The organism is Photorhabdus aballayi (assembly GCF_026153155.1).
In the GTDB taxonomy this organism is placed as follows: Bacteria; Pseudomonadota; Gammaproteobacteria; order Enterobacterales; family Enterobacteriaceae; genus Photorhabdus; species Photorhabdus luminescens.
Genome location: NZ_JAPFCD010000023.1, coordinates 36592 through 58603, shown reverse-complemented (window position 1 = coordinate 58603; position 22012 = coordinate 36592). Strand labels below are relative to the sequence as shown.

Annotated in this window: 18 protein-coding genes and 1 pseudogene; 14 read left to right on the top strand and 5 right to left on the bottom strand. The window is 43.4% G+C overall.

Annotated elements, in window-relative coordinates:
* Nucleotides 1-100: 100 nt before the first annotated feature.
* The 4 genes from OO184_RS13055 to waaB are packed head-to-tail and all read left to right on the top strand — an operon-like array spanning nucleotide 101 to nucleotide 3343.
* Nucleotides 101-721 (top strand): nucleotidyl transferase family protein, encoded by a 621-nt coding sequence (locus OO184_RS13055; RefSeq protein WP_265379557.1) that lies wholly within the window; start codon nucleotides 101-103, stop codon nucleotides 719-721.
* Nucleotides 722-731: 10 nt separating this feature from the next.
* Entirely contained in the window at nucleotides 732-1478 is a 747-nt protein-coding gene (locus OO184_RS13050) for a hypothetical protein (RefSeq protein WP_265379556.1), read from the top strand.
* Nucleotide 1479: 1 nt separating this feature from the next.
* A complete protein-coding gene (locus OO184_RS13045) occupies nucleotides 1480-2259 on the top strand; it encodes a PIG-L family deacetylase (protein WP_265379555.1) in 780 nt (259 codons plus the stop codon).
* A 10-nt stretch (nucleotides 2260-2269) separates the two neighbouring features.
* Complete coding sequence (gene waaB, locus OO184_RS13040; RefSeq protein WP_265379554.1) at nucleotides 2270-3343, top strand: lipopolysaccharide 1,6-galactosyltransferase; 1074 nt, start codon at nucleotides 2270-2272, stop codon at nucleotides 3341-3343.
* A gap of 82 nt (nucleotides 3344-3425) precedes the next feature.
* Here waaB and malM read toward each other — a convergent pair whose 3' ends face one another.
* From malM to malK, 3 genes are all read right to left on the bottom strand, one after another.
* Nucleotides 3426-4343: a maltose operon protein MalM gene (malM, locus tag OO184_RS13035; protein WP_265379553.1), complete on the bottom strand. Its 918-nt coding sequence runs from the start codon at nucleotides 4341-4343 to the stop codon at nucleotides 3426-3428.
* A gap of 116 nt (nucleotides 4344-4459) precedes the next feature.
* Nucleotides 4460-5746 carry a maltoporin gene (locus OO184_RS13030; RefSeq protein WP_265379552.1) on the bottom strand — a complete coding sequence of 429 codons (1287 nt, stop codon included), beginning with the start codon at nucleotides 5744-5746 and terminating at the stop codon, nucleotides 4460-4462.
* A 36-nt stretch (nucleotides 5747-5782) separates the two neighbouring features.
* Entirely contained in the window at nucleotides 5783-6892 is a 1110-nt protein-coding gene (malK, locus tag OO184_RS13025; protein ID WP_265379551.1) for a maltose/maltodextrin ABC transporter ATP-binding protein MalK, read from the bottom strand.
* Between the two features lie 381 nt (nucleotides 6893-7273).
* Here malK and malE point away from each other — a divergent pair, with 381 nt between their 5' ends.
* The 3 genes from malE to malG all read left to right on the top strand — a co-directional run bounded on the left by malE (nucleotide 7274) and on the right by malG (nucleotide 11055).
* A complete protein-coding gene (malE, locus tag OO184_RS13020) occupies nucleotides 7274-8473 on the top strand; it encodes a maltose/maltodextrin ABC transporter substrate-binding protein MalE (RefSeq protein ID WP_088374185.1) in 1200 nt (399 codons plus the stop codon).
* A 122-nt stretch (nucleotides 8474-8595) separates the two neighbouring features.
* Nucleotides 8596-10152, top strand: a complete 1557-nt coding sequence (gene malF / locus OO184_RS13015; RefSeq protein WP_265379550.1) for a maltose ABC transporter permease MalF — start codon at nucleotides 8596-8598, stop codon at nucleotides 10150-10152.
* A 12-nt stretch (nucleotides 10153-10164) separates the two neighbouring features.
* Complete coding sequence (gene malG, locus OO184_RS13010; RefSeq protein ID WP_265379549.1) at nucleotides 10165-11055, top strand: maltose ABC transporter permease MalG; 891 nt, start codon at nucleotides 10165-10167, stop codon at nucleotides 11053-11055.
* Between the two features lie 99 nt (nucleotides 11056-11154).
* On the opposite strand, the gene OO184_RS13005 is transcribed toward malG, so the two are convergent.
* Nucleotides 11155-13170, bottom strand: coding sequence for an LTA synthase family protein (locus OO184_RS13005; RefSeq protein ID WP_265379548.1), 2016 nt, complete (start codon nucleotides 13168-13170; stop codon nucleotides 11155-11157).
* A 190-nt stretch (nucleotides 13171-13360) separates the two neighbouring features.
* Between OO184_RS13005 and OO184_RS13000 the strand changes: the two genes are divergently transcribed.
* From OO184_RS13000 to OO184_RS12975, 6 genes and pseudogenes are all read left to right on the top strand, one after another.
* Entirely contained in the window at nucleotides 13361-13510 is a 150-nt protein-coding gene (locus OO184_RS13000) for a hypothetical protein (protein ID WP_265379547.1), read from the top strand.
* 411 nt (nucleotides 13511-13921) lie between these two features.
* Nucleotides 13922-16039, top strand: a complete 2118-nt coding sequence (gene tssI / locus OO184_RS12995; protein ID WP_265379546.1) for a type VI secretion system tip protein TssI/VgrG — start codon at nucleotides 13922-13924, stop codon at nucleotides 16037-16039.
* 2 nt (nucleotides 16040-16041) lie between these two features.
* Complete coding sequence (locus OO184_RS12990) at nucleotides 16042-17400, top strand: VRR-NUC domain-containing protein (RefSeq protein WP_265379545.1); 1359 nt, start codon at nucleotides 16042-16044, stop codon at nucleotides 17398-17400.
* A 15-nt stretch (nucleotides 17401-17415) separates the two neighbouring features.
* Nucleotides 17416-18567, top strand: a complete 1152-nt coding sequence (locus OO184_RS12985) for a DUF3396 domain-containing protein (RefSeq protein WP_265379544.1) — start codon at nucleotides 17416-17418, stop codon at nucleotides 18565-18567.
* A gap of 37 nt (nucleotides 18568-18604) precedes the next feature.
* Entirely contained in the window at nucleotides 18605-19756 is a 1152-nt protein-coding gene (locus OO184_RS12980) for a DUF3396 domain-containing protein (RefSeq protein ID WP_265379567.1), read from the top strand.
* Nucleotides 19757-19793: 37 nt separating this feature from the next.
* Nucleotides 19794-20084, top strand: a pseudogene (locus OO184_RS12975) (hypothetical protein); the annotation flags it as partial.
* A gap of 1275 nt (nucleotides 20085-21359) precedes the next feature.
* Here the strand turns inward: OO184_RS12975 and OO184_RS12970 are convergent.
* Nucleotides 21360-21605: a hypothetical protein gene (locus OO184_RS12970; protein WP_265379543.1), complete on the bottom strand. Its 246-nt coding sequence runs from the start codon at nucleotides 21603-21605 to the stop codon at nucleotides 21360-21362.
* Between the two features lie 170 nt (nucleotides 21606-21775).
* Between OO184_RS12970 and OO184_RS12965 the strand changes: the two genes are divergently transcribed.
* Nucleotides 21776-21994, top strand: a complete 219-nt coding sequence (locus tag OO184_RS12965; RefSeq protein ID WP_265379542.1) for a hypothetical protein — start codon at nucleotides 21776-21778, stop codon at nucleotides 21992-21994.
* Nucleotides 21995-22012 lie beyond the last annotated feature (18 nt).

Genomic DNA, 22012 nt, shown 5'->3' with positions numbered 1-22012 from the left:
AAAGAGGCAGCTTGAAAGATAACGGGTATAAATATATTTTTATATAAGGAAGTGATATGTATTTAATTAAAAATGATGTCATGTGAGAATATAGATGAATATGCCTAACAAGAATGAGCATTATCTAATTGATTTAATTAATGGTAAGTTGAATTATATACATATTGATGGGAACGGAGGTTTTAATAATACCAACATAGACTGGAAAGATACTTTAATTTTATCTGGTTCTTTTAATCCACTTCATAAAGGCCATGAACAATTAAAAGAAATCGCTACAGTGCTGACCAAAAGAAAGCCATATTATGAGTTGTCAATTAAGAATGCGGTAAAACTTACAATTTCAACCGATGAAATTTTCGAGAGGATAAGACAGTTTAAGGGGAAAGGTGATATAGTTTTAAGCGACGCTAAATTTTTTACTGAAAAATCGCACATTTACCAAGGAGCAATTTTTGTCATTGGAGCTGATTTATGTCAGGAAATTAATAATCCTATTTATTATGGCGGTGATGCAGGATTAAAAAAATCTCTTATGACAATTAAGAGTAATGATTGTAGATTTCTGGTGGCTGGACGTTTTTTTAATAATAAATATTATACAGTTGATGATTTGATCAATATTAGCAAGGAACATCGATTCTTATTTGAATCTATTCCCGAAGATTTATTTCGCTTAGATATATCATCAACGGAAATAAGGTTAATGAGCAAAGGATAGGAGATAGATTATGAGTAAAGAAAATAATAAAGAACTGCTGGATAGTAAAATCAATTTAAATTCAACATATTTAACTAAAGAGATTCAAAGAAGATTAAAGCAAGCTTCATTTATATTTAACCCTAGCCATAGAGCTTTAAATTGCCAGTTAAATAGTTCACAAATTAAATTATTTTCTGAAATATGTGCGTTCTTGGAACAGGATGGTAATTTAGATATTCTTGCCTCTTGCATACACGACCTATGGTGTGCGAAATATTTAGTCGATAATAAGACGGCTATGCAAGACTCAGTAACAAAACTCGAAATTGAGTACAATTTGCAAATTAATTTTTTAAAACCTTATCAAGCATTCAATGAAAAAGAGAAAGCGTTTGAGAAAAGATTAATAAAGAGCGATTTAAGTATTATATCAGAAGTAATAAAAAATCTTTATTTATACGATGATAATATTATATCTGATGATTTTAATTATGAGACATTACTTTCTACAAACGATACTATTTTTTCTGATTTAATGACAATACTAGGCCATAGTGACAGCATAATAGAAGTTGCAGCAAAAAGAATCCATGCTAGCTGGTTTGATATAATGAAAGAGTTTTATGCCCATGATGAAAGAGTTCAATTCCAAGAAAAGCCAAACATTGACAATTCAGATTTTATAAAAAACAGAGATGGGATACGCATTGATCTCGCCGCTGTTTATATTGTGCTCATGGAGATAAAATATAACAGCCTTTATATGGAGATTTAAAATGATACATCTATTTTTGTCACCGCATTTAGATGATGTGGCTTTAAGTGCTGGCGGTTTAATACATAAATTAGTTTCAGAAAATCAAAAGGTGGTTGTTTTAACATTTTTTACTGGATATGACGAAAATCTTACATCTCATTACTTACACTCTGCTGGTAATGATAATATGAATTCATTTATAAAATTTTATTCAAAGCGAGCTAATGAGGATATCGCTTTTTGCAATAAATTATCAGCGATTCCAATACATGGTAAAATTTTAGATTGTATTTACAGAACCGATCAATATAGTGAACCTATGTATACAAATTCCGCCATGATTTATAGTGGCTTGATACATAAATCAGATTATGCATCCGATATGGCTCAAGATCTCATCGACAAAACATTGTTAAATTATCAACCTGATTATATATATGCTCCTTTGGGAATAGGTCAACATGTAGACCACATCATAATAAATAATCTTGTAAATAATATAAAAGGTTTACATAAGTTTAAAATATTACTTTATGAAGATTTTCCTTATGTTTTAGGTGAATACCCTACTATTAACCCAGATAGTTTGGAGAATGCTTTATTAAGAAATAACAAATTTAATAAGCACGTTATATTGGTGGATATTAATTTAAAAGAAAAAATGCAAAATATCTTATTTTATGAATCTCAATTAGAACCTCTGTTTGATAATGAATCAAATCTTTTAATTTCATTGGAAAAATATCATCACTCTATTAGTAAAGAAAAAATTAAAGAGCGTTTTTGGTTAATTAATTAAAAGGTTAACAATGAAAAGAGTATTTATAATATATCATGATCTTTTTTTGAATGGATATGGTGGGGTAGAAACGGTATGTTCAAATTTAATAAATCTGATTGGCCGTGCCAACATTGAAATTGATTTCATTTTCATATCCCTAAATGATAAAAACAGAATTGAAAATCCGACGTGGTTATCTAATACTCAACATATCTCCTTTGCGTCAAGTAATTACGAATCTTGCCAGGATATTGCATGCGAACTGTCCTTGATATTAGAAAGATTTCGCCCCGAGATTTTAATAAGCTTAGACATAACATCTTGCAATATTGCTCGGCTTTCCTGTGAAAAAATTAATTTTCCAATAAAAACTTACTCTTGGCTGCATACTTCCATTAGAAATCCTACCCCACAGAAAATTAAAGATTTATGTTGTGTTGATGAGCACCTTGTAATTAGCTCTGGTTTAAGAGATCAAATGTTATCCTTTGGGATAAAAGCGGATAAGCTTCATCTTATTTTCAATCCTATCAAGATGAACTCTTTGATAATTCCTCAACCAAAACATATAGCTAAATTCTTATATGTTGGAAGAATTCTTGCTTATCAGTCGAAAAATTTAACTGAACTATTTTTAGCTCTTTCGCAATTGCATGGTGATTGGGAATTACATATGGTAGGCTCAGGTGATGATGAGGTTTATTTAAAAGAATTATCTTCACAACTCAATATAAATAACAATATTATTTGGCATGGTTGGCAAGATCAGCCTTGGGAATTTGTGATGGATAACATAAAAGAGGTGTCAGCTTTTATTTTAACATCAAAATATGAAGGTTTTGGCATGGTATTAGCAGAAGCCATATCTTATGGTATCTATTGTATAAGTTCAGATTGTCAGTGTGGCCCGAACGATATCATCAATGATTTAAACGGTGAGCTTTATAAATCAGGTAATATTCTTGAATTATCTAAAAAATTACAGCTCATTATTGATGAACGTAAAATAAGAGATCATCAGGCAATAAAAAATTCTATTGCTTTTCTTTATGAGGATAATTTTCTGTTAAGAATCACTAAAGCTTTATCCCTCCAGCCATAACATAAGTATTACCGGCCAGAAAGTGTGATGAAAGTTAAACCTGATGCCCTCCTCATTTGGAGAGCATTTGTTTTGCAATGGTTTACCCCTTGTTTTTGATACTGTTGATAAACGTTTTTCGTGCAGTTGAAGATCCAAGGCGTTCCGCTTCATCCAACAATTTGAGTGCTTTATCAATATTGCCGTTCTTAATTTCCTTTTTAATTGCATCATTGAAATAACGTTCTGTATCACTCAAGACCGGTTTGACTTTTTGCGGCGTGGATGGCGTTACCGTGGCTTGTGTTGGCCCGACAATGATCGGTTCTTGTGCTGGAGTTGAGAAAACTTGACCAATCGTGATATTGCCGGCGTTTTGTTCTGATTTTACTTTCAGCTTCAACGTACCTGTTTGCATATGGCGGGCAACGGGATCTGGAATAGCGGGAACGGCATTACCGACGCCTTGAGCGTAAGCTTTGGCGGGATCAACCATTTGGGTGGATTGCTGTAAATCGGTATGGGTGGTGTAAACCAGTATATAAATTTGTTGTTGCCCCAATGCTGGTGTGAGCTTTAGTGTGCCTTCCAGCCGGTCGGTGGACATAACCCCCGGACGTTCATATGGAAAATAGCTGCTTGGGTAAAATGCGGCAGGGCGTAACCCTTGATCCAGTACTAAAACATTGGGTACGTAAACTTGTTTATCTTGTACTAAGCTGCTCAGGGTAATATCCAGAGAGCCTCGGTTTGCCGGCAGCGCGAATGCTGCTATCGGCCCCTGAATATCTCCCTCATTAAGATGTTGAGATGTGGCATTGAGGATAATGGTCTGAGTATCACTGGTATTAATCGGTTGCCAGCTCAGTTTTTGCAATGCTGTTATTGAGAGGGAAGGGGCAACAATATCCTGTGTCGTGGTTGCTGGAGTTGTTGTAGTGATAGATGTTGCATAGCTTATCAGAGGAGCTGTACTACAGAGTACAGCACTAAGGCAACATGAGAGCAGTTTAGTTTTCATTTCTTACCCTTCCCTTGTTCGGTTGAAAAGAAAGAGACTGATACCCACGGGCAAAAGGCATATCAGTCTAAAAGGCGATCATCTGATTTATCTGAGATCAAATCGTTATAACTGGATTACCACCAAGCTTCGAATTGTGCCCCAAAGGTGAATTCATCATCGTCGCCACGGCTGAATTTATGCGTTGCCGTATCACGGTAGGCCATGCCATTAATGTAACCGTCGTTGTTGCTTGCATGACCCCATTTTTCATCCCATTTTGCATAAGTAGCGAACAGGCGAATGGCCGGACGGGACCAAATGCTGTCGCCTGCCTGCCATTGTTGAGCGAGGGTGATTTTGTACTGATCATTGGTGTCATGAGTACGTTGGGATTTGACGTTATCATAGCCAATGTCCAGCAGTGTACTCATCGTTGATGTCCATTTGTACATTGGACGTACCCCAACCGTATACCATGTGTTGCCATTGTTGTTATCACGGTCAGTATCCTGATACATCGCTACGTACATCAGATCCCATTTTTCTGCAAGATTAATCGCGCCATGATTCAGAATACGCAACATGTGACCGTCATTGTTTACGCTGGCGCCTTCAGAATGACCGCTGTTGTAGGAGGTCATAGAATCGGTGGCGTACTGTACGACAAATTTATTAAAGCCTCCTAACATGCTCTGTGTATGTTCGGCGGTAAACATGAAACCATCTTTGGACGCATTACGATCAAGGTGGTAGTGCTCTCGCGCATTGGCGCGCCCATAGTCAAAACCAAGTTCCAGACTACCGCCTGGGTTAACTTCCAAACCGGATAGACGTATATCGTAGACATCATTGGAGGTGGGAATTTCTTTGCGCTGGCTAGCAATCCAGCCATAAGAACCGCCAGATTCGGTATTGCGGGTAACCGCCAGAGAGAGCTTGCTAAAGCCGAGATCGATATCTTGCAGGCCAGCGCCCGGACCAGAGATATCCCAATAATAGAAATCGATCATATGTACGTCATGGCGCTGGTAAAAGCGTTTACCTGCCCACAATGTTGAGCCCGGTAACCAGTCGATGATGTTCTTCGCTTGAACATTCACTTCACGGAATGCAGGATCGGTGGATTCCCAGTCATTTTGTTGCGCCACGGAATAAGCCACGTTGGTATCGAAGTAGAAACTCTTATTACCGTCCTTCCATAGCTCTTGACCTAGCTTAAGTTCAGCATAGGTTTCACATTCATTACCTAAACGGTATTTGCTTTGTGCGCCGGTGCTTTTGAAGCACTGTTGCTCACCGCCGCTGCCGGTCCAACCAATACCAGAACGGGCGTAGCCGTGGAATTCTACGGCCGATGCCTGAACAGACAGTAATCCGGCCATAATTGTTAGTGAGATAGGTAATATACGCATTGATTTCATCAGTTGTTCTCCTGTCGTTTTGTGATTAGCTCAGGCTTAAACACCGGGTTCTTTATGCAGACGCTGGCATGCCGTTCCGTCTTCTCGGAATAAATGGCAGCGGTGGGGAGGTAATCCGATGGTGAAGGTCGATCCTTCTTCCACCAGCACAACATCAGGCTGGCGATAAACCAGATTCTGACGAATGGCCGGGATTTCAATGTGAACCTGGGTTTCATTTCCTAACTGTTCGACAACCTGCACTATGCCTTCCAACGTGACATCAGCAATATCACTTGGCAGGAGGTGTTCGGGACGTATTCCCAGAGAGACATTACTGCCTACTTTTACCCCCTTGCTTTCTACGGGCAGCCAGATTTGCTGTCGGTTGGGCAGAGTAATTTGCACCTGATCAATAGCGGTAGCCGTGACTTTAACTGGCAGGAAATTCATTTTGGGCGAGCCAATAAAACTGGCGACAAAGCGGTTAACCGGATAGTGGTATAGTTCAAGCGGTTTGCCAACCTGGGCAACATCGCCACCATCCAGTACCACGATTCTGTCGGCCAGCGTCATCGCTTCAACCTGATCGTGGGTGACATAAATCATCGTGCGTTGCAATCGTTTGTGCAGGCGTGAGATTTCAATGCGCATTTGGACCCGCAGCGCGGCGTCCAGGTTGGAAAGAGGCTCGTCTAACAGAAAAACGCTGGGTTCAGCGACCAAAGTACGGCCAATAGCAACACGTTGACGTTGTCCGCCTGATAGGGCTTTAGGGCGGCGATCAAGCAGGTGAGCGAGTTGAAGCATCTCGGCAATTTGCTTTACCCGTTGCTGAATATCACTTTTTTTGGCGCCAGCCAGCTTCATGCCGAATGACATATTGTCTGCAACAGACAGGTGGGGATACAGTGCATAAGACTGAAAAACCATCCCAACGCCGCGTTTGGCGGGGGGCACATCGTTCATGCGGATGTTATTGATCAACAAATCACCGGAAGTGACATCTTCCAGACCCGCAATCATCCTTAATATTGTCGATTTTCCACAACCTGATGGACCGACAAAAACGATAAATTCGCCTTCTTGTATCTCAAGGTTGATGTTCTTGGAAATAATAGTTTCACCATAAGCCTTCGATACATTATGTAATGTGACGCTCGACATGTGTTCCCCCGGACTTATCACCGCAATTCGCGATGAAAAATAATAAACCAGAGTGTGTTTAAGATGACGGATGAGTAAATCCTCCATACCCAAGTTTTTTATGGGGGAGGAGTCAGGAGGATGAGATAAGCGTTGTTGAGTGGGTTAGGTATGAGCTACTGGATAAATTGTGAGACTCATCGCAAAAAAAGATGTCCCTTTTTGTGGTCAACGGCACGGTTCTGTTGTTTTTGGAATAGAGATCACAGCCATTCCGGGCAGGGCGTAGAGTAGGGGAGGATGAGTCTTTCCATTGTTGATCGCACACTAGGCCAGCATTCTCCGCCAATGTAACAAAACAGTTCACCCTGAACCTATTCAAACTACTATAAGGACGGAATGATGATAAAAACAACCTTAAAAGTAGGCGCTCGTACCCTGGCGCTTTCTGTTTTAGCCTCACTAGTACTTTCTGCCTCTGCTTTCGCAAAAATTGAAGAAGGTAAGCTAGTTATCTGGATCAACGGCGATAAAGGCTACAATGGCCTGGCGCAAGTTGGTAAGAAATTTGAAAAAGATACGGGTGTCAATGTTACGGTTGAGCATCCAAACAAATTTGAAGAGAAGTATTCACAAGTTGCAGCAAGCGGTGATGGTCCGGATATTATTTTCTGGGCGCATGACCGCTTTGGCGGCTACGCCCAGTCTGGTTTGGTGGCGGAAATCACGCCGGATCAGAACTTCAAGGACAAGTTATTTCCATTCACTTGGGATGCTGTGCGCTACGACGGTAAACTGGTCGGTTATCCTATCGCGGTTGAAGCTCTCTCTCTTATCTACAATAAAGACTTGGTGAAGACCCCGCCAAAAACCTGGGAAGAGATCCCTGCTCTGGATAAAGAGCTGAAGAGCAAAGGCAAAAGCGCCATTATGTTTAATCTGCAAGAGCCTTATTTCTCTTGGCCGTTGATTGCTGCGGACGGAGGGTATGCTTTCAAGCTGGAAAATGGCGCATACGATGTGAAAAACACCGGAGTGAATAATGCAGGTTCCAAGGCAGGGCTGAATTTCATTATCGATTTGGTGAAAAATAAGCATCTGAACGCAGATGCTGACTATTCCATTGCCGAAGCCGCGTTCAACAAAGGTGAAACGGCGATGACCATCAACGGTCCGTGGACGTGGTCCAACATCGACAAAAATAACATAAATTACGGCGTGGCGTTGTTGCCGACCTTTAAAGGTCATCCGTCTAAACCGTTTGTCGGCGTATTGACGGCAGGTATCAATGCCGCCAGTCCGAATAAAGAGTTAGCGAAGGAGTTCTTGGAAAACTATTTGCTGACCAACGAAGGTCTGGAGATGGTGAATAAGGATAAACCGTTGGGCGCTGTGGCGCTGAAATCCTATCAGGATATTCTGGCCAAGGACCCACGTATTGCGGCCACGATGGAAAATGCTCAAAGAGGCGAAATCATGCCGAACGTCTCACAAATGAGCAGTTTTTGGTATGCCGTGCGCAGTGCGGTGGTTAATGCGTTGACCGGCCGTCAGACCGTTGATGCTGCACTTAGTGATGCAGAAGCCCGTATAACCAAATAACTTGTGGGCACTCTTCTTCTGAAGGGTGTCTCTTTCCTGCAACCAGTAAGGATGCCTGTTTGCAGGAGGATTGATTAAGCTATCCGCAAAGCTGTTACGTCGTAGTAAAAAGGAAGAGCATTATGTCAGCGACGCTCGAAAAAACATCATGGTGGCAGCATTCTGCTCTGAAATGGTTTGCAGTGAGCCTGTGTATACTCTTTACCGGTTATCTGGTGGTATTGATGTACTCACAGGGCGAGTATCTATTCGCGATACTGACACTGGTATTGTTAGGAATGGGGACTTACGTTTTTGCCAACCGCAATACTTATGCCTGGCGCTATGTCTATCCGGGTATAGCTGGAATGGGGCTGTTTGTACTGTTTCCGCTTATTTGCACCATCGCCATCGCCTTTACCAACTATAGCAGTACCAATCAACTGACTTTTGAACGTGCCCAATCGGTCCTGATGAGCCGTCAGTATCAATCAGGGCAAACATTTACTTTTAAGCTCTACCCAAAATCGGAGTTGTGGGTTTTGGCGCTGAGCGCGCCGGGACAGATTAAGCAACTGGTATCCGAGCCATTTTCTCTGTCAGTAACAAAAGAGACGACTTTACATTTGCACGAGCAGGACAGTATTCAGAACGGTGAAGCGGCGACATTGCGCATTATCACCCAGAATCGACAGGCGCTGAACCAGTTGGTTGCTGTTCTACCGGATGGTAACCGGCTGAAAATGAGTTCACTACGTCAATTCGCTGGCGTTCATCCGCAATACTCTCTTGGGGAAGATGGTAAGACCCTTACCGATAATCAAACAGGTACGCTTTATCGCCCCAATACGGATACCGGTTTCTATCAGTCTATTAATGTTGAGGGAAAATGGGGCAATGAGACTCTGACGCCGGGATTTACTGTTGCCATCGGTTGGAAAAATTTTCTGCGGGTGATACAGGATGAAGGTATTCAGAAACCGTTCCTGGCTATTTTCGTTTGGACGGTTGTCTTTTCTCTGTTCACTGTGGTGCTGACTGTGGCTGTTGGCATGGTTCTGGCTTGCATTGTGCAGTGGGAGGCGCTGAAAGGCCGTGGTGTTTATCGCATGCTGATCATTCTGCCTTATGCAGTGCCGTCATTTATTTCCATTTTGATTTTTAAAGGATTGTTTAATCAGAGTTTCGGCGAGATTAATCTGTTGCTTAACGGCTTGTTTGGTATTAAACCTGCTTGGTTTGCCGATCCGACGATGGCCCGAACCATGCTGATTATAGTGAATACCTGGCTTGGGTATCCCTACATGATGATCCTCTGCATGGGATTGTTAAAAGCAATACCGGACGATTTGTATGAAGCGTCGGCAATGGATGGGGCGGGGCCGTTGCAGAATTTTTTCAAGATTACCTTCCCATTGCTGATTAAACCGCTGACGCCGCTGATGATCGCCAGTTTTGCCTTTAACTTTAACAACTTTGTTCTGATTCAGTTGTTAACCAATGGCAGGCCGGATCGCATTGGCACCACGACACCGGCAGGTTATACCGATTTATTGGTGAACTATACCTACCGTATTGCTTTCGACGGTGGTAGCGGTCAGGATTTTGGTTTGGCTGCGGCGATTGCCACAGTGATCTTTTTGCTGGTGGGTGCTCTGGCGATTATTAACCTGAAAGCCACCCGTATTAAATTTGACTAAGGAGGGAATGCAATGGCGATGGTTCAACCGAAATCACAGAAATGGCGTGTATTGGCGACGCATTTGTTGATGTTAACCTTTATTGCCATGATCGTATTCCCGCTGTTGATGGTGATTACGATCTCCCTGCGGCCGGGGAATTTTGCGACAGGTAGTTTGATCCCGGAAAGCATCTCTTGGGAGCATTGGAAATTAGCGCTTGGCTACAGTGTGGTGTCGCCGGATGGTCATGTTACACCACCCCCTTTCCCCGTTATGTTATGGCTGTGGAACTCTGTTAAGGTCGCCTTTATTACCGCCGCAGGTATCGTGACATTATCAACTACCTGTGCTTATGCCTTTGCCCGTATGCGTTTTCGCGGTAAAAGCACCTTGCTGAAAGGCATGCTCATTTTTCAGATGTTCCCGGCAGTCCTGTTCTTAGTCGCGTTATATGCCCTGTTTGATCGTTTGGGGGAATATGTGCCGTTTATCGGCCTTAATACCCACGGCGGCGTGATTTTTTCCTACTTGGGGGGCATTGCGTTGCATGTCTGGACGATTAAAGGTTATTTCGAAACCATTGATGGCTCTTTGGAAGAGGCGGCTGCGCTTGATGGCGCGACGCCGTGGCAAGCTTTCCGTATGGTGCTGCTACCGCTTTCGGTGCCGATTCTGGCAGTGGTATTCATTCTTTCCTTCATTGGCGTCATTACGGAAGTACCTGTTGCTTCGCTGCTTCTGCGAGATGTGAACAATTACACTTTGGCGGTGGGTATGCAACAGTACCTTAACCCACAGAACTATCTTTGGGGAGATTTTGCTGCCGCTGCTGTACTCTCAGCGCTCCCTATTACCATCGTCTTCTTGGTTGCTCAGCGCTGGTTGGTCAATGGTTTGACCGCCGGGGGAGTAAAAGGATAATCGCAATATTCACCAGTATATACAAAGAGGCAACTTGAAAGAGGACGGGTATAAATCCCTTTAATAGATTGAGATTAAAGGGATTCATGGAAGTATCAATTATTGCTGGTGGTGAACTTGACGATTTAATTGCCATGACAGGAGGTCGGTAAATACCTGCCAACGTTGGAACTGTTTGGTTTGGTCTGCTGTCATTGGTTGGGGGTCACCGAGTAACAATCCCGTTTGCTGTGCCCACGGTCGAAATTCACCTTTGCCTATCATGACATAAGCCCCTTGCGGTGTAATAGTGACTTCTGGGTTGTATCCTTGACACCAGATAGGGTCCAGATGTTCAGCCAGCAAATTACAGCCGGTACGGTAGTAAGCTGTATGTGACAAACTTAAATGGTAGAGAGTTGGCCAGATATCTTTATGACTGCCGACTCTGGTAGCATCAAAAAACGTGTTTTGGCGATAAGCGGGTGGTACGTAGAGATAAAACGGTACACCGTGGCCGATTGCCAGTTCGTGAGCATCTGGATAGCTGATACCCCGAATATTATGGTCACCGGTTGCTGCAATAATAGTATGAGAAGCTAATGACTGAGATTTTACCCAACTAATAAATTGCCCTAATTGATCATTGGCGTAACGTAGGGTATGAAAAACCTCTTGTAACTCATTACCACTAGCCAAATGACTTAAACGTTGTTTCTCGGTATCACTCAGCTTGATGTCGGTTTTCTGATAGCTTTCTGGTGATCTATACGGTGGGTGATGGGTAGTAGACAATGACATAATCAGAACATGTTCCCCATTCTTTTCTGCCTGAGTCAGGCGATCTTTAATATAACGGAACATGAACTCATCAGGCACGCCCCAAGTACCAAATTTGGCTTCTGGATAGCGTTTTTTCAGTCCATTTTGATCGATAAATTCACTGACTCCCAAGTTTGGCAGGAACTGATTCAAATTACGCCATGCTCCGTTACCCGATGTGACGAAAATGATTTTGTAACCATTCGCCAGATAGGGTTTAAACATATTGCTGGTGAAATCAAGACCCTGCGCTGTAGATTGGCTAATTGCACTGTTCGGGCTGCGAATCAAGAAACGGCTCAAACTGTCAATGGTGCCATCTCCTTCGGAAACGAAACGTTCAAAACGCCAGTCGTTTTGCCAGTGCTGGCGTAGGGTACCAAAAACATCAAGGTCTGGGCGATCCAGGCTTTGTAGGTGATAACCCATACTCTCCATGACGTTAAATATGACGTGAGGCGGATTTTTTTGAGCAGTGGGGTTATCGGCAGTTTTAGCCATAAACGGTGACAGATTTGCGGGGGTTGGTTTCTCTAGGAAATGTTTTAACAACCAGCTACCTTGTGCATCTGTTGCTTCTGGGAAGTGGCTATTTTTGTAATGATCATTAAATGCCCAGTTCAGCGCCATCGGAGCATTAGGTGTCAGCATATTAAGCATTTTGACTTCTGAAACTTGTGTATTGGCCTGACGTAGTGGAAAGGTACCTATGGAGCCTCGCATACCAATGAAGCAGACAGTCAAAATAACCAGTGTCGCGATAGCAGAAATGGGCAGGTTGGTTTTGCGCATTGTGTGTGAAATAAGATAGCGTTGCCAGAGCAGACAGAGCCAGAAAACAGTAACTGCAAATAGAGCTAAACAGAGCAAACTTTCGATAACAGGATAATCGTTCCATAGAGTGTGCAGCACGGCTTGCGTATCATCTTCCACTAAGCCGAAGATGAAAATATCGAATGACCGTTCATAAGTGGCATAGTAGTAAACATTGCTTACCGTCAAAGCGCCGACTACGGTACTGAGTGTTGTTGCCAACCACGGATAGGCGTGTTGCCATATGTTGAAGCTATTTTTATTAATGGCAAATAAGCTAGCAATCAGCAGACAAGGCACAAATAGCAAACTGGCAATACGAATATCAAATAGTCCACCGATCCAGAACATTCGTTCCACGTCTTGAGTAGAATCAGTAAAAAGCTGATAACTGCCATAAGTGAAGAGAAGATAGATTCTTCCCGCCATTTGGGTTACTACCGTTATCAGCCAGGGAAGTAACAGCGCGATAAAAGCTTGTTTAAATCTAGAAAACCACATAATGCCTTCTTATTATTAATAGATTGATAAGGTTAATTTAGTGTTTAGCAAATCAAGATCCTATCTTATTCAGCAATTTACTGCCTATCCTATTAGGTTATTTTATTTGCTGTTTTTTGCAGTAGAGTCGTCAGATGTCAGATGTCAGATGTCAGATGTCAGATGCCAGATATTAGATAGGAGTATAGTGATGACTAACTGTTCAAATACTATCAGGCTGGTTATGCCACAGTGGTTTGGTGGTGACTGTCTTGTCGATCTTGCCTCTAAAGCGTTTTCGTTACAACAATGGCCTGAAATGAAAACTGCCAGTATGAAAACTTATTTATCGGCCAGCTAAATATACCGGATAAATATCTTGATGTTTTTGGGATTTTATATTTCCTCCGTATCGGGTGAAAATTGACGGCGATTTTTATTCATTCCATACATTAATCGCGATTAATTAGCCATTTTGTGTGATATTTGTCACGTTTTTTTACGTTCGTATGATAAATATCGTGATCTTGTGGTCATAACATTGAGAGAGCGAAACTCTCTGTTATTTGTCTCCACTCCATCCTACTCAGTTGGACGCGGTCTATTGTTCTCGCTAACGCCACGTATTAAATGATGGCGATTTTACGCTGTCATTTTTTTACTGCGGAACAGGCTGGCGCTATTTAAAAGAACAACATGTGATGACGTGTTTAATAGCCTCTGGCGTTATCCTCGTTTCAGGATCATGGTTCAATTGTGTAAGGTTTCAAATATGGATGGATTAGTTTTCACCTGCCGAATTGGCGCACTATCCCAGACAACTTTTCAGGTATCGCAATTTACCTTGCAGGAAGAGCTATCACAGCTTTTTAGCCTGACATTAAAGGTGGCGAGTTCACGTGACGATATTCCCCTGAATGACCAACTGGGTCGCCGTGCATCCTTGACTATTACCCGTAATGACGTGGCCGAACGGACCATTTATGGGTTGATAACCGGGGCTGAACAGGGTAATACCGACGGCCGTCGCACTTTTTATATTTTCACTATCCGCCCCGATATGTGGCTGATGACGCTGAATCAGGATAGCCGTATTTTCCATTGGCAGTCCGTACCGGAAATCTTAACGAAATTGCTGAAAGAGCACCGTATTCTCTTTGTCCGCGATACGCTCTATAAACACTATACCGAACGGGAATACACCACGCAAAAACGTGAATCGGCCTATGATTTTTGGTGTCGACTGGCGGCGGAAGAAGGCATGGTCTTTTGGTTTGAGGAAAAACAGATGTTGTTCTGTGATTGCCATCTGGGCATGCAGGCGGATATCCAGCTTACGTACAATACTCACCCTGAAACCGACGAGACCGATACCACAGCGTACCAGTGGAGTTATGGCGAATACCTGTGCCCGAATGGCACGGTTCAGAAAGACCATAATTTTCTGAACCCCAAATATGCGCTCGAGCATCAGAAGCAAGCCGACGACGATAGCGGGTACGATTCGGTGTTTGAAAGTTACGGGCGTTTCCAGCGGGATGCGGAAGGAGAATCTTTCACCCGATTGCGGCTGGAGCAGTTACAAAACTACAGCAAAGTCGGCACCGCCAAAACCCACTGCATCCGGCTTCGGCCGGGCAAAATTTTTACCCTGCAATCCCATCCCATAGCAACCATGAACGCCCGCTGGCAGGTGATCTCGGTCACGCATCATGGATGGCAACCTGTCGCGTCAGACGACGGGGGCGAGGGGACAACCCTGACAAACGAGGTCGCCTTTATTCCCGGTCATCAGGACTGGCGGCCGCCTTATCGCTACAAACCTCTGGCGGACGGTGATGAAGTCGCCACGGTGGTCGGAGTGGGAAGCGAAGAGATTTATGTGAACGAACACGGCGCGATACGGATTCATTTCCACTGGAACCGTTACGATAAAGCGGATGACGGCGCTTCTTGCTGGGTACGGGTGGCACAAGGCTGGAACGGCAACGGTTTCGGTTTTATGGCGATCCCTCGCGTCGGGCAGGAGGTAATAGTCAGCTATCTCAACGGCGATATCGATCGCCCGATTGTGACGGGGTGTACCTATAACGGCCTCAACCGCCCGCCGCTTAATTTACCGCTGGAGAAAACCCGTACCACCTTTAAAACCCGGACTCACCGGGGACAGGGATTTAATGAACTGCGCTTTGAGGATGCCAAAGGAAGCGAGGAAGTGTTTATTCATGCTCAACGGGATATGAAAACGCAGATCCTCTGGGATAAAACCGCGCAGATAGGTAATGACCAGAAAACAGAAGTGGCGCATAACCGCACGGCGATAATTAAAAACGATGATGATGAAGCCGTGCAGGGCTTTCAGACGCTTGAAGTGGGTCAAAATCAGACGGTGACCATTAAAGGTCAGCAAGCCGTTTCCGTTGGTAAAAGTCATCAACTGAACGTCGCCGATAACCAGCAAATCACCGTGGGTAAACATATCACAGTGCACTCTGAAAGCGGGCAAATCATCATTGGGAACGCAGGCGGGCAGATAGTCATTGACCCGATGGGCAATATCCGTATCGAAGGGGCCAGCATCATGATGACCGACCATATCACCGGCAAGAAATCCGCCGGTGCGCTGTTTGACTACTCCGCCCGTTATACCCTGCTCAGCGAGCAAAGCGATAAGCCGTTGGTGGATGTCCCCTACACCATTACTACTGGCGATGGTCAGGTCATCCCGGGTAAAACTGACGCGCTGGGCAGAACGATGACGGTACAGAGTGCGGCAGAAGAAAATCTGCAACTGAGTTCACCAGAAAACCCACCTAAACCGAAGCAAACCTTATATCAGGCCAGTGATAACACACCGGTAGAGCATGTTATGGAATTTACGGAGGAATAAGTATGGCAATATCCAACAACGGCAAGATGTGCCCGGCTGTCACATCAATCACCTGTACAATGGAAATAGGCGTTTTTCCTGCTGATGAAGATCCCTGTTATCTGGCGAGAAAAGCCGAATACGCTCTGCGCCTGCCGGCAATGATTGTCACCAAACTGGGCGCTATTCGCTTTCTTAATCAAGTCATTATGAGTGGGTTGATTAAGGTTGAGGAGCTTAAGCATGACTTTCTATGGCCCTATAAAGCGGAAGTAGTGTTTGCTATCCGAGGAGAGCAGGATGTCCCTTTACCCATGTTGGCGGCCAGTCAAGACTCTAAGCAGCGTTATGGTGGTAATTTGCCGCAATCCAGTAATCCGTTCGCCCGGCCTTCTGCCGAAGACGCGGAGAAATTTGGTGTTGTTAGTATCCGTCGGCCCGACATTATTCTGGTTAAAGATGAGACTCTCCGCTGGCCGGGCAGAAATGCCGCCTACTTTGATGGTTCTGTGCATCCCGATAATCTGAAAATGTTGATTGAGGTGAAATTTCCGGGGGATGATCTAAGTAGAGATCAGGAATTGGATTATATGCTAATTGCGACAGAAAAACGTTTTGGTGTAATGCGCGTCATAGATAATCGCACTGAGGAGCAAAAGCAGTATGATGAAGCGTGGCGAAAACATTATCAACCCGGCTCCCAACACTATAAAAACCCCATCCCACTGGCCCCTCTACCGCCGGGTTCGCCGCCTGATGACGAAGCTTTACCCGCTCCTCCCGCAGAGGGGGTACCGGGGACCATTCTGCAACCCCTGACAAAAAATCCACCGCTGCTCAGTACTTCCCGCTGGTCGTTTTTACCCAGCTATGAAGACTGGGTTGTCCTCGGGCAGGAGGTGGCGGGTCTGGCTGAAAACGGATTGAATTATGTCCGCGACAGTACCCGGGAGCTTCTTGCCCAGTTTGGAGTCTGGTTCAATCAAGCCGGCAAGTGGGTGTGTGAAGAAATTATTGACCCGATAAGCCATCAGGCCAGCTACGCGTTTTCCTGGGTCAGTGAACAAACGGGGAAAATCGTGACCTGGACGGAGAGCGAAATAAAAGCCCAGTGGCAGACTGTGCAACAGGGCTCAGATATCACCCTGGAAGAGCTGAAAAACATTAGCTGGATGCAGATATTAAAAGAGATGGGTGAAGGCATGCTGGAAATGGTGGTGATTATTGCCGGTGTTGCTGTTGTTATTCTGGTCACCCTTGCCGTCGCTGCCGCGCTGATTGCACTGGTGGAAATTTTAGCTGCCGCTGCCGCAGTTAGCGCCGCCGCGTTAGCCGCCGTCCTGGCAATATTGGCGAGTGTGACATTTGCCACCGCTTCATAAATTAACGGAGAGAATATGGATACTTCAGATTACTTTGCCCAGTTGAGATCACAACTGGCCGCATTTACCTTCCTCAATGGCGATGGGCTGACTGTTTCTCGTCTTGGGATTTCTATCACCCTGTTTTTTAAACAAGGCTACACCCAGAAGAAAAAACAGCGCATTCTGGCCTGCTATCGCCGCTTTCGTGAAGAGTTTGGCCCTTACTTGCGTTTTCATCGTCATTCACTGAATGGATTAAAAAAATATTCACCGGAAAATATTACCAAAGTGGAAGAAGGCATTCTGAATCAGAAAAAAAACCAGCTTTCTAGCTGGGATATTAGTGACGCCAAAAATCTCTATGAAGCCCCTCGCTATCTGATGCATTACCTGGATTCCCGAGAAATTGATGGTGACGACAGTAGCTCTTACCTGAGTCTGGTGCTGCCCTGGGATTATCTGAAAGAACAAGAGGGCATGACCCGGTTTATGGCCTGGCTGGACTTTCTGTGTGAACAACTCGAACCGGACAGTGGGGACTGCGGTTATTGTCTGGTGCTGCCCAGAGATTACCATGACTACTTTCCCTTAGAGTACCAGCTAGCGCAGCGTTACCCTGCATTGCAGGTTAATTCTGCGGTTCATACAGCCAAATTACAGTATGGACATTCCATCCGTGGCATTAACTGGATCACCTTACTGTCCAAACGATTTGTAAACCGACTGGGTGGGGAATTCTGGATACGTCATGTGCTGGCCCGCCACCTCTACCCGGATGTGGTGATTACGCCTTACTCCAATGGTCTGATGATCCGGGCTGGTCAATACCCGGACTTAACGCCACTGCCGGGCAGTGTCCCGGAGAGTTATTTTGCTATTAACCAACTGATACGCCCAATACGGGTCATTCCCCGTGAAGGCCATTCCCTGCATTTTTATGGCGCTGGTCATTTTGATGATATTTCCACCTTAGCCTGGTATGCCCGTTATGACCGGGGACCGCTGCAAGTGACCCCTTTGAAAGGTAACCATCCGGCACTGGTCAGCGGGATCTGGCAAACCGATAGCCTGCCGGGTCAGCAGTACTTCTTTGCTCAGGGGGCGACGGCTTTTGATGTTGAAGGCGCAGAGACGGGCACAACTGTATGGCATCTGATACGGGAAGCGGCAAACATGTGGGAATAACAGATTATCCACTGCCTTATAATTTACGGAGAAAATGATGGAAACTGTAGATTACTTTGCCCAGTTGGGATCACAACTGACCGAGTTTACCTTCCTCAATGGCGATGGGCTGACCGTTTCTCGTCTTGGGATTTCTATCACCCTGTTTTTTAAACAGGGTTACACCCTAGAGAAAAAGCAACGCATTCTGGCCTGTTATCAGCGCTTTCGCGAAGAATTTGGCACTCACTTGCGTTTTCATCGTCATTCACTGAAGGGATTAAAAAAATATTCACCGGAAAATATTGCCAAAGTCGAAGAAGGTATTCTTAATCGGAAAAAAAACCAGCCCTCTAGTTGGGTAGTCAGTGACGCCAAAAATCTCTATGAAGCCCCTCGCTATCTGATGCGTTACCTGGATTCCGATGAAGCTGATGGTGACGATGGCAGCTCTTACCTAAGCCTCTCACTGCCTTGGGATTATCTAAAAGGGCAAGAGGGCATGACCCAGTTTATGGGCTGGCTGGACTTTCTGTGTGAACAACTCGAACCGGACAGTGGGGACTGTGGCTACAGCCTAGTTATCCCCAGAGATTACCATGACTACTTTCCCTTAGAGTACCAGTTAGCTCAGCGTTACCCTGCATTGCAGGTTAATTCTGCGGTTCATACAGCCAAATTACAGTATGGAAATTCCATCCGTGGCATAAACTGGATCACCCTGTTGTCCAAACGCTTTGTAAACCGACTGGGTGGGGAATTCTGGATACGCCATATGCTGGCCCGCCACCGCTACCCGGATGTGGTGATTACGCCTTATTCCAATGGTCTGATGATCCGAGCCGGTCAATACCCGGACTTAACACCGTTACCGGGCAGTGTCCCGGAGAGTTATTTTGCCATTAACCAACTGATACGTCCGATCCGGGTGATACCTCGTGAAGGCCATTCCTTGCATTTTTATGGCGCTGGTCATTTTGATGATATTTCCACCCTGGCCTGGTATGCCCGTTATGACCGGGGACCGCTGCAAGTGACCCCTTTGAGAAGTAACCATCCGGCACTGGTCAGCGGGATCTGGCAAACCGATAGTTTGCCGGGTCGGCAGTACTTCTTTGCTCAGGGTGCGATGGCTTTTGATGTTGAAGGCGCAGAGACGGGCACAACTGTATGGCATCTGATACGGGAAGCGGCAAACATGTGGGAATAACAGATTATCCACTGCCTTATAATTTACGGAGAAAATGATGGAAACTGTAGATTACTTTACCCAGTTGAAATCACAACTGACCGCGTTTACCTTCCTCAATGGCGATGGGCTGACCGTTTCTCGTCTGGGCCTCTCGATTACTCTGTTTTTTAAACAAGGCTACACCCAGGAGAAAAAACAACGCATTTTGGCTTGCTACCGGCGTTTTCGCGAAGAGTTTGGTACTCATCTGCGTTTTCACCGTCATGAGCTGGAAGGGCTAAAAAAATATTCACCGGAAAATATTGTTAAAGTTGAGGAGGGTATTCTTAATCAGAAAAAGAACCAGCTTAATGCTAGAGCTTTTAATTGAAATCTCCATAAAACCAGAGCAGGTTTTAAACTGTGATTAAAAGTTATTTTTTTAACGTATGATTTTAATCGGTATCTGGTTTTAATCGTTTTTTATCTTTTGGATATCAGCTTTTTGCTAAATTTAAACATTATGATATATCGTGATTTTACGTTTAAACGAATGTTAATCATATCCGATTTATTTTGACTGACACTGTTTTACCAATATTGTTTTATAAATATTGTTTTATTGACAATTCTGAGGGTTTTTATAAATCATCAACCCTTTATTCTGTCTTTATAAATCACTAATGATATAACTTAATAGTATAGAGATACCATTAATGCTTTTTAGGATAACGCCTTTTTTATCACTTAAATCCTGCTAAGTTAATCGATTTATCTTTTCTTTATCGAACTTTTTATTGATTTTTTTGTAAAATGCTGGTGAGAAAACACTTGAATATCAATCTATTATATTAATGTTATTTTACGTGATTATTTCTTTTCAACTCTCGATTAATGGTTAGTGAATTTCGACTAAATGTAATTAATCACGCTGCTGAAAATTTTGATTAGTTTTTTTAAATCAGTCTGTTGAGTGAAATGTTTAATCTCTATCTGTTTGTGTTTTTAAATAGTCATAGTTGGTTAGGTAAATATACAGTAAGTGAGGGGTAGTATTGCTGATATACCCGCCATCTTTCAAGTTGCCTCTTTGTTGGCTGCACTCGCTCACCCCGGTCACATAGTTCGCTATGCTCCCTGGAATTCGCTCCCTTGCCGTCGCGATGCATCTTGAAATCCATAGGGTATAAATGTTTAAACATAGCCAGGAATAGGTTGTTTTCAGTCACCCTATAATTTTTAAAAAGTTGACATTAATGAGGTGTTTATTTTCTTAATCTTTATCTGGTTAATCACCAGTAAAATGGAAATGTAAGTAAAAAAACAATATTAAAAACATGATAAGCTTGAGCTGTGGTTTTCATTCTTACAGGCTGTTTTTTTAATTGGAAATCTGTTTAATAAATGATTTTTATTGATTAACTGTGGTAGGTTTAATGGTTCTTACATTTTCTTAATCGTATTTAATGTCCTTATTTTCATTAAACTGATATTTAGGTTTTCTCGTTTTTCCCTTTTCTGTATTTGATTTTTTAGGTTTAAAACCAGTAAGGGTAGCAGATCAGCTAGTGGTATTAAGATTAACGCTAGTTTCTTGAATCATTTTTAATACTGCTAAACATCTTTGCTTTTTTGGGTTAATCTAAATGCCTCTCGATTTTCTAAAATGATAGCCTCTGATTTTTCGTAAACTTTTTACAGTCAGGAAAAATATTTTATTTAAGCAAGTTGGTTTAATGCGGTTAATACGGTTAAATGTTTTGATAAGATATATTCTTGTTATTGGGTTAACACTGTCATTTTTTCCACTTTGTTTAATCAATTTAAAACCTGTTTTTTCTGATGTTTTCTCCTCCAATGTCAGCATGACATCGGATTTTTTACCCATTTTAAAAAATCCTTAATCACTGCTTTTTACTTTTGATGATTAAAGTTTTTACCTGTTTTTTCGTGGTATGCTGGGCCTCTTTTCCAGCTTTTAAAACCATACTGACAGACAAAAAGCGGCTTTTCTTAACACCTGTATTTATCATTGGTGAAAACTCAGCAATCTCAAGGATGGTTGAGATTAAAACCACCCTCGAAGATTATCAATTTATCAGCGTTATTAAGCTAGAAAGGATAACGCCCTCGGAGGGGAAATGGGCGTTACGGCATTTAATCTCTATACCCGTCATCTTTCAAGTTGCCTCTTTGTTGGCTGCGCTCACTCACCCCGGTCACATAGTTCTCTATGCTCCCGGGGATTCGCTCCCTTGCCGTCGCGATGCATCTTGAAATCCATTGGGTATATCC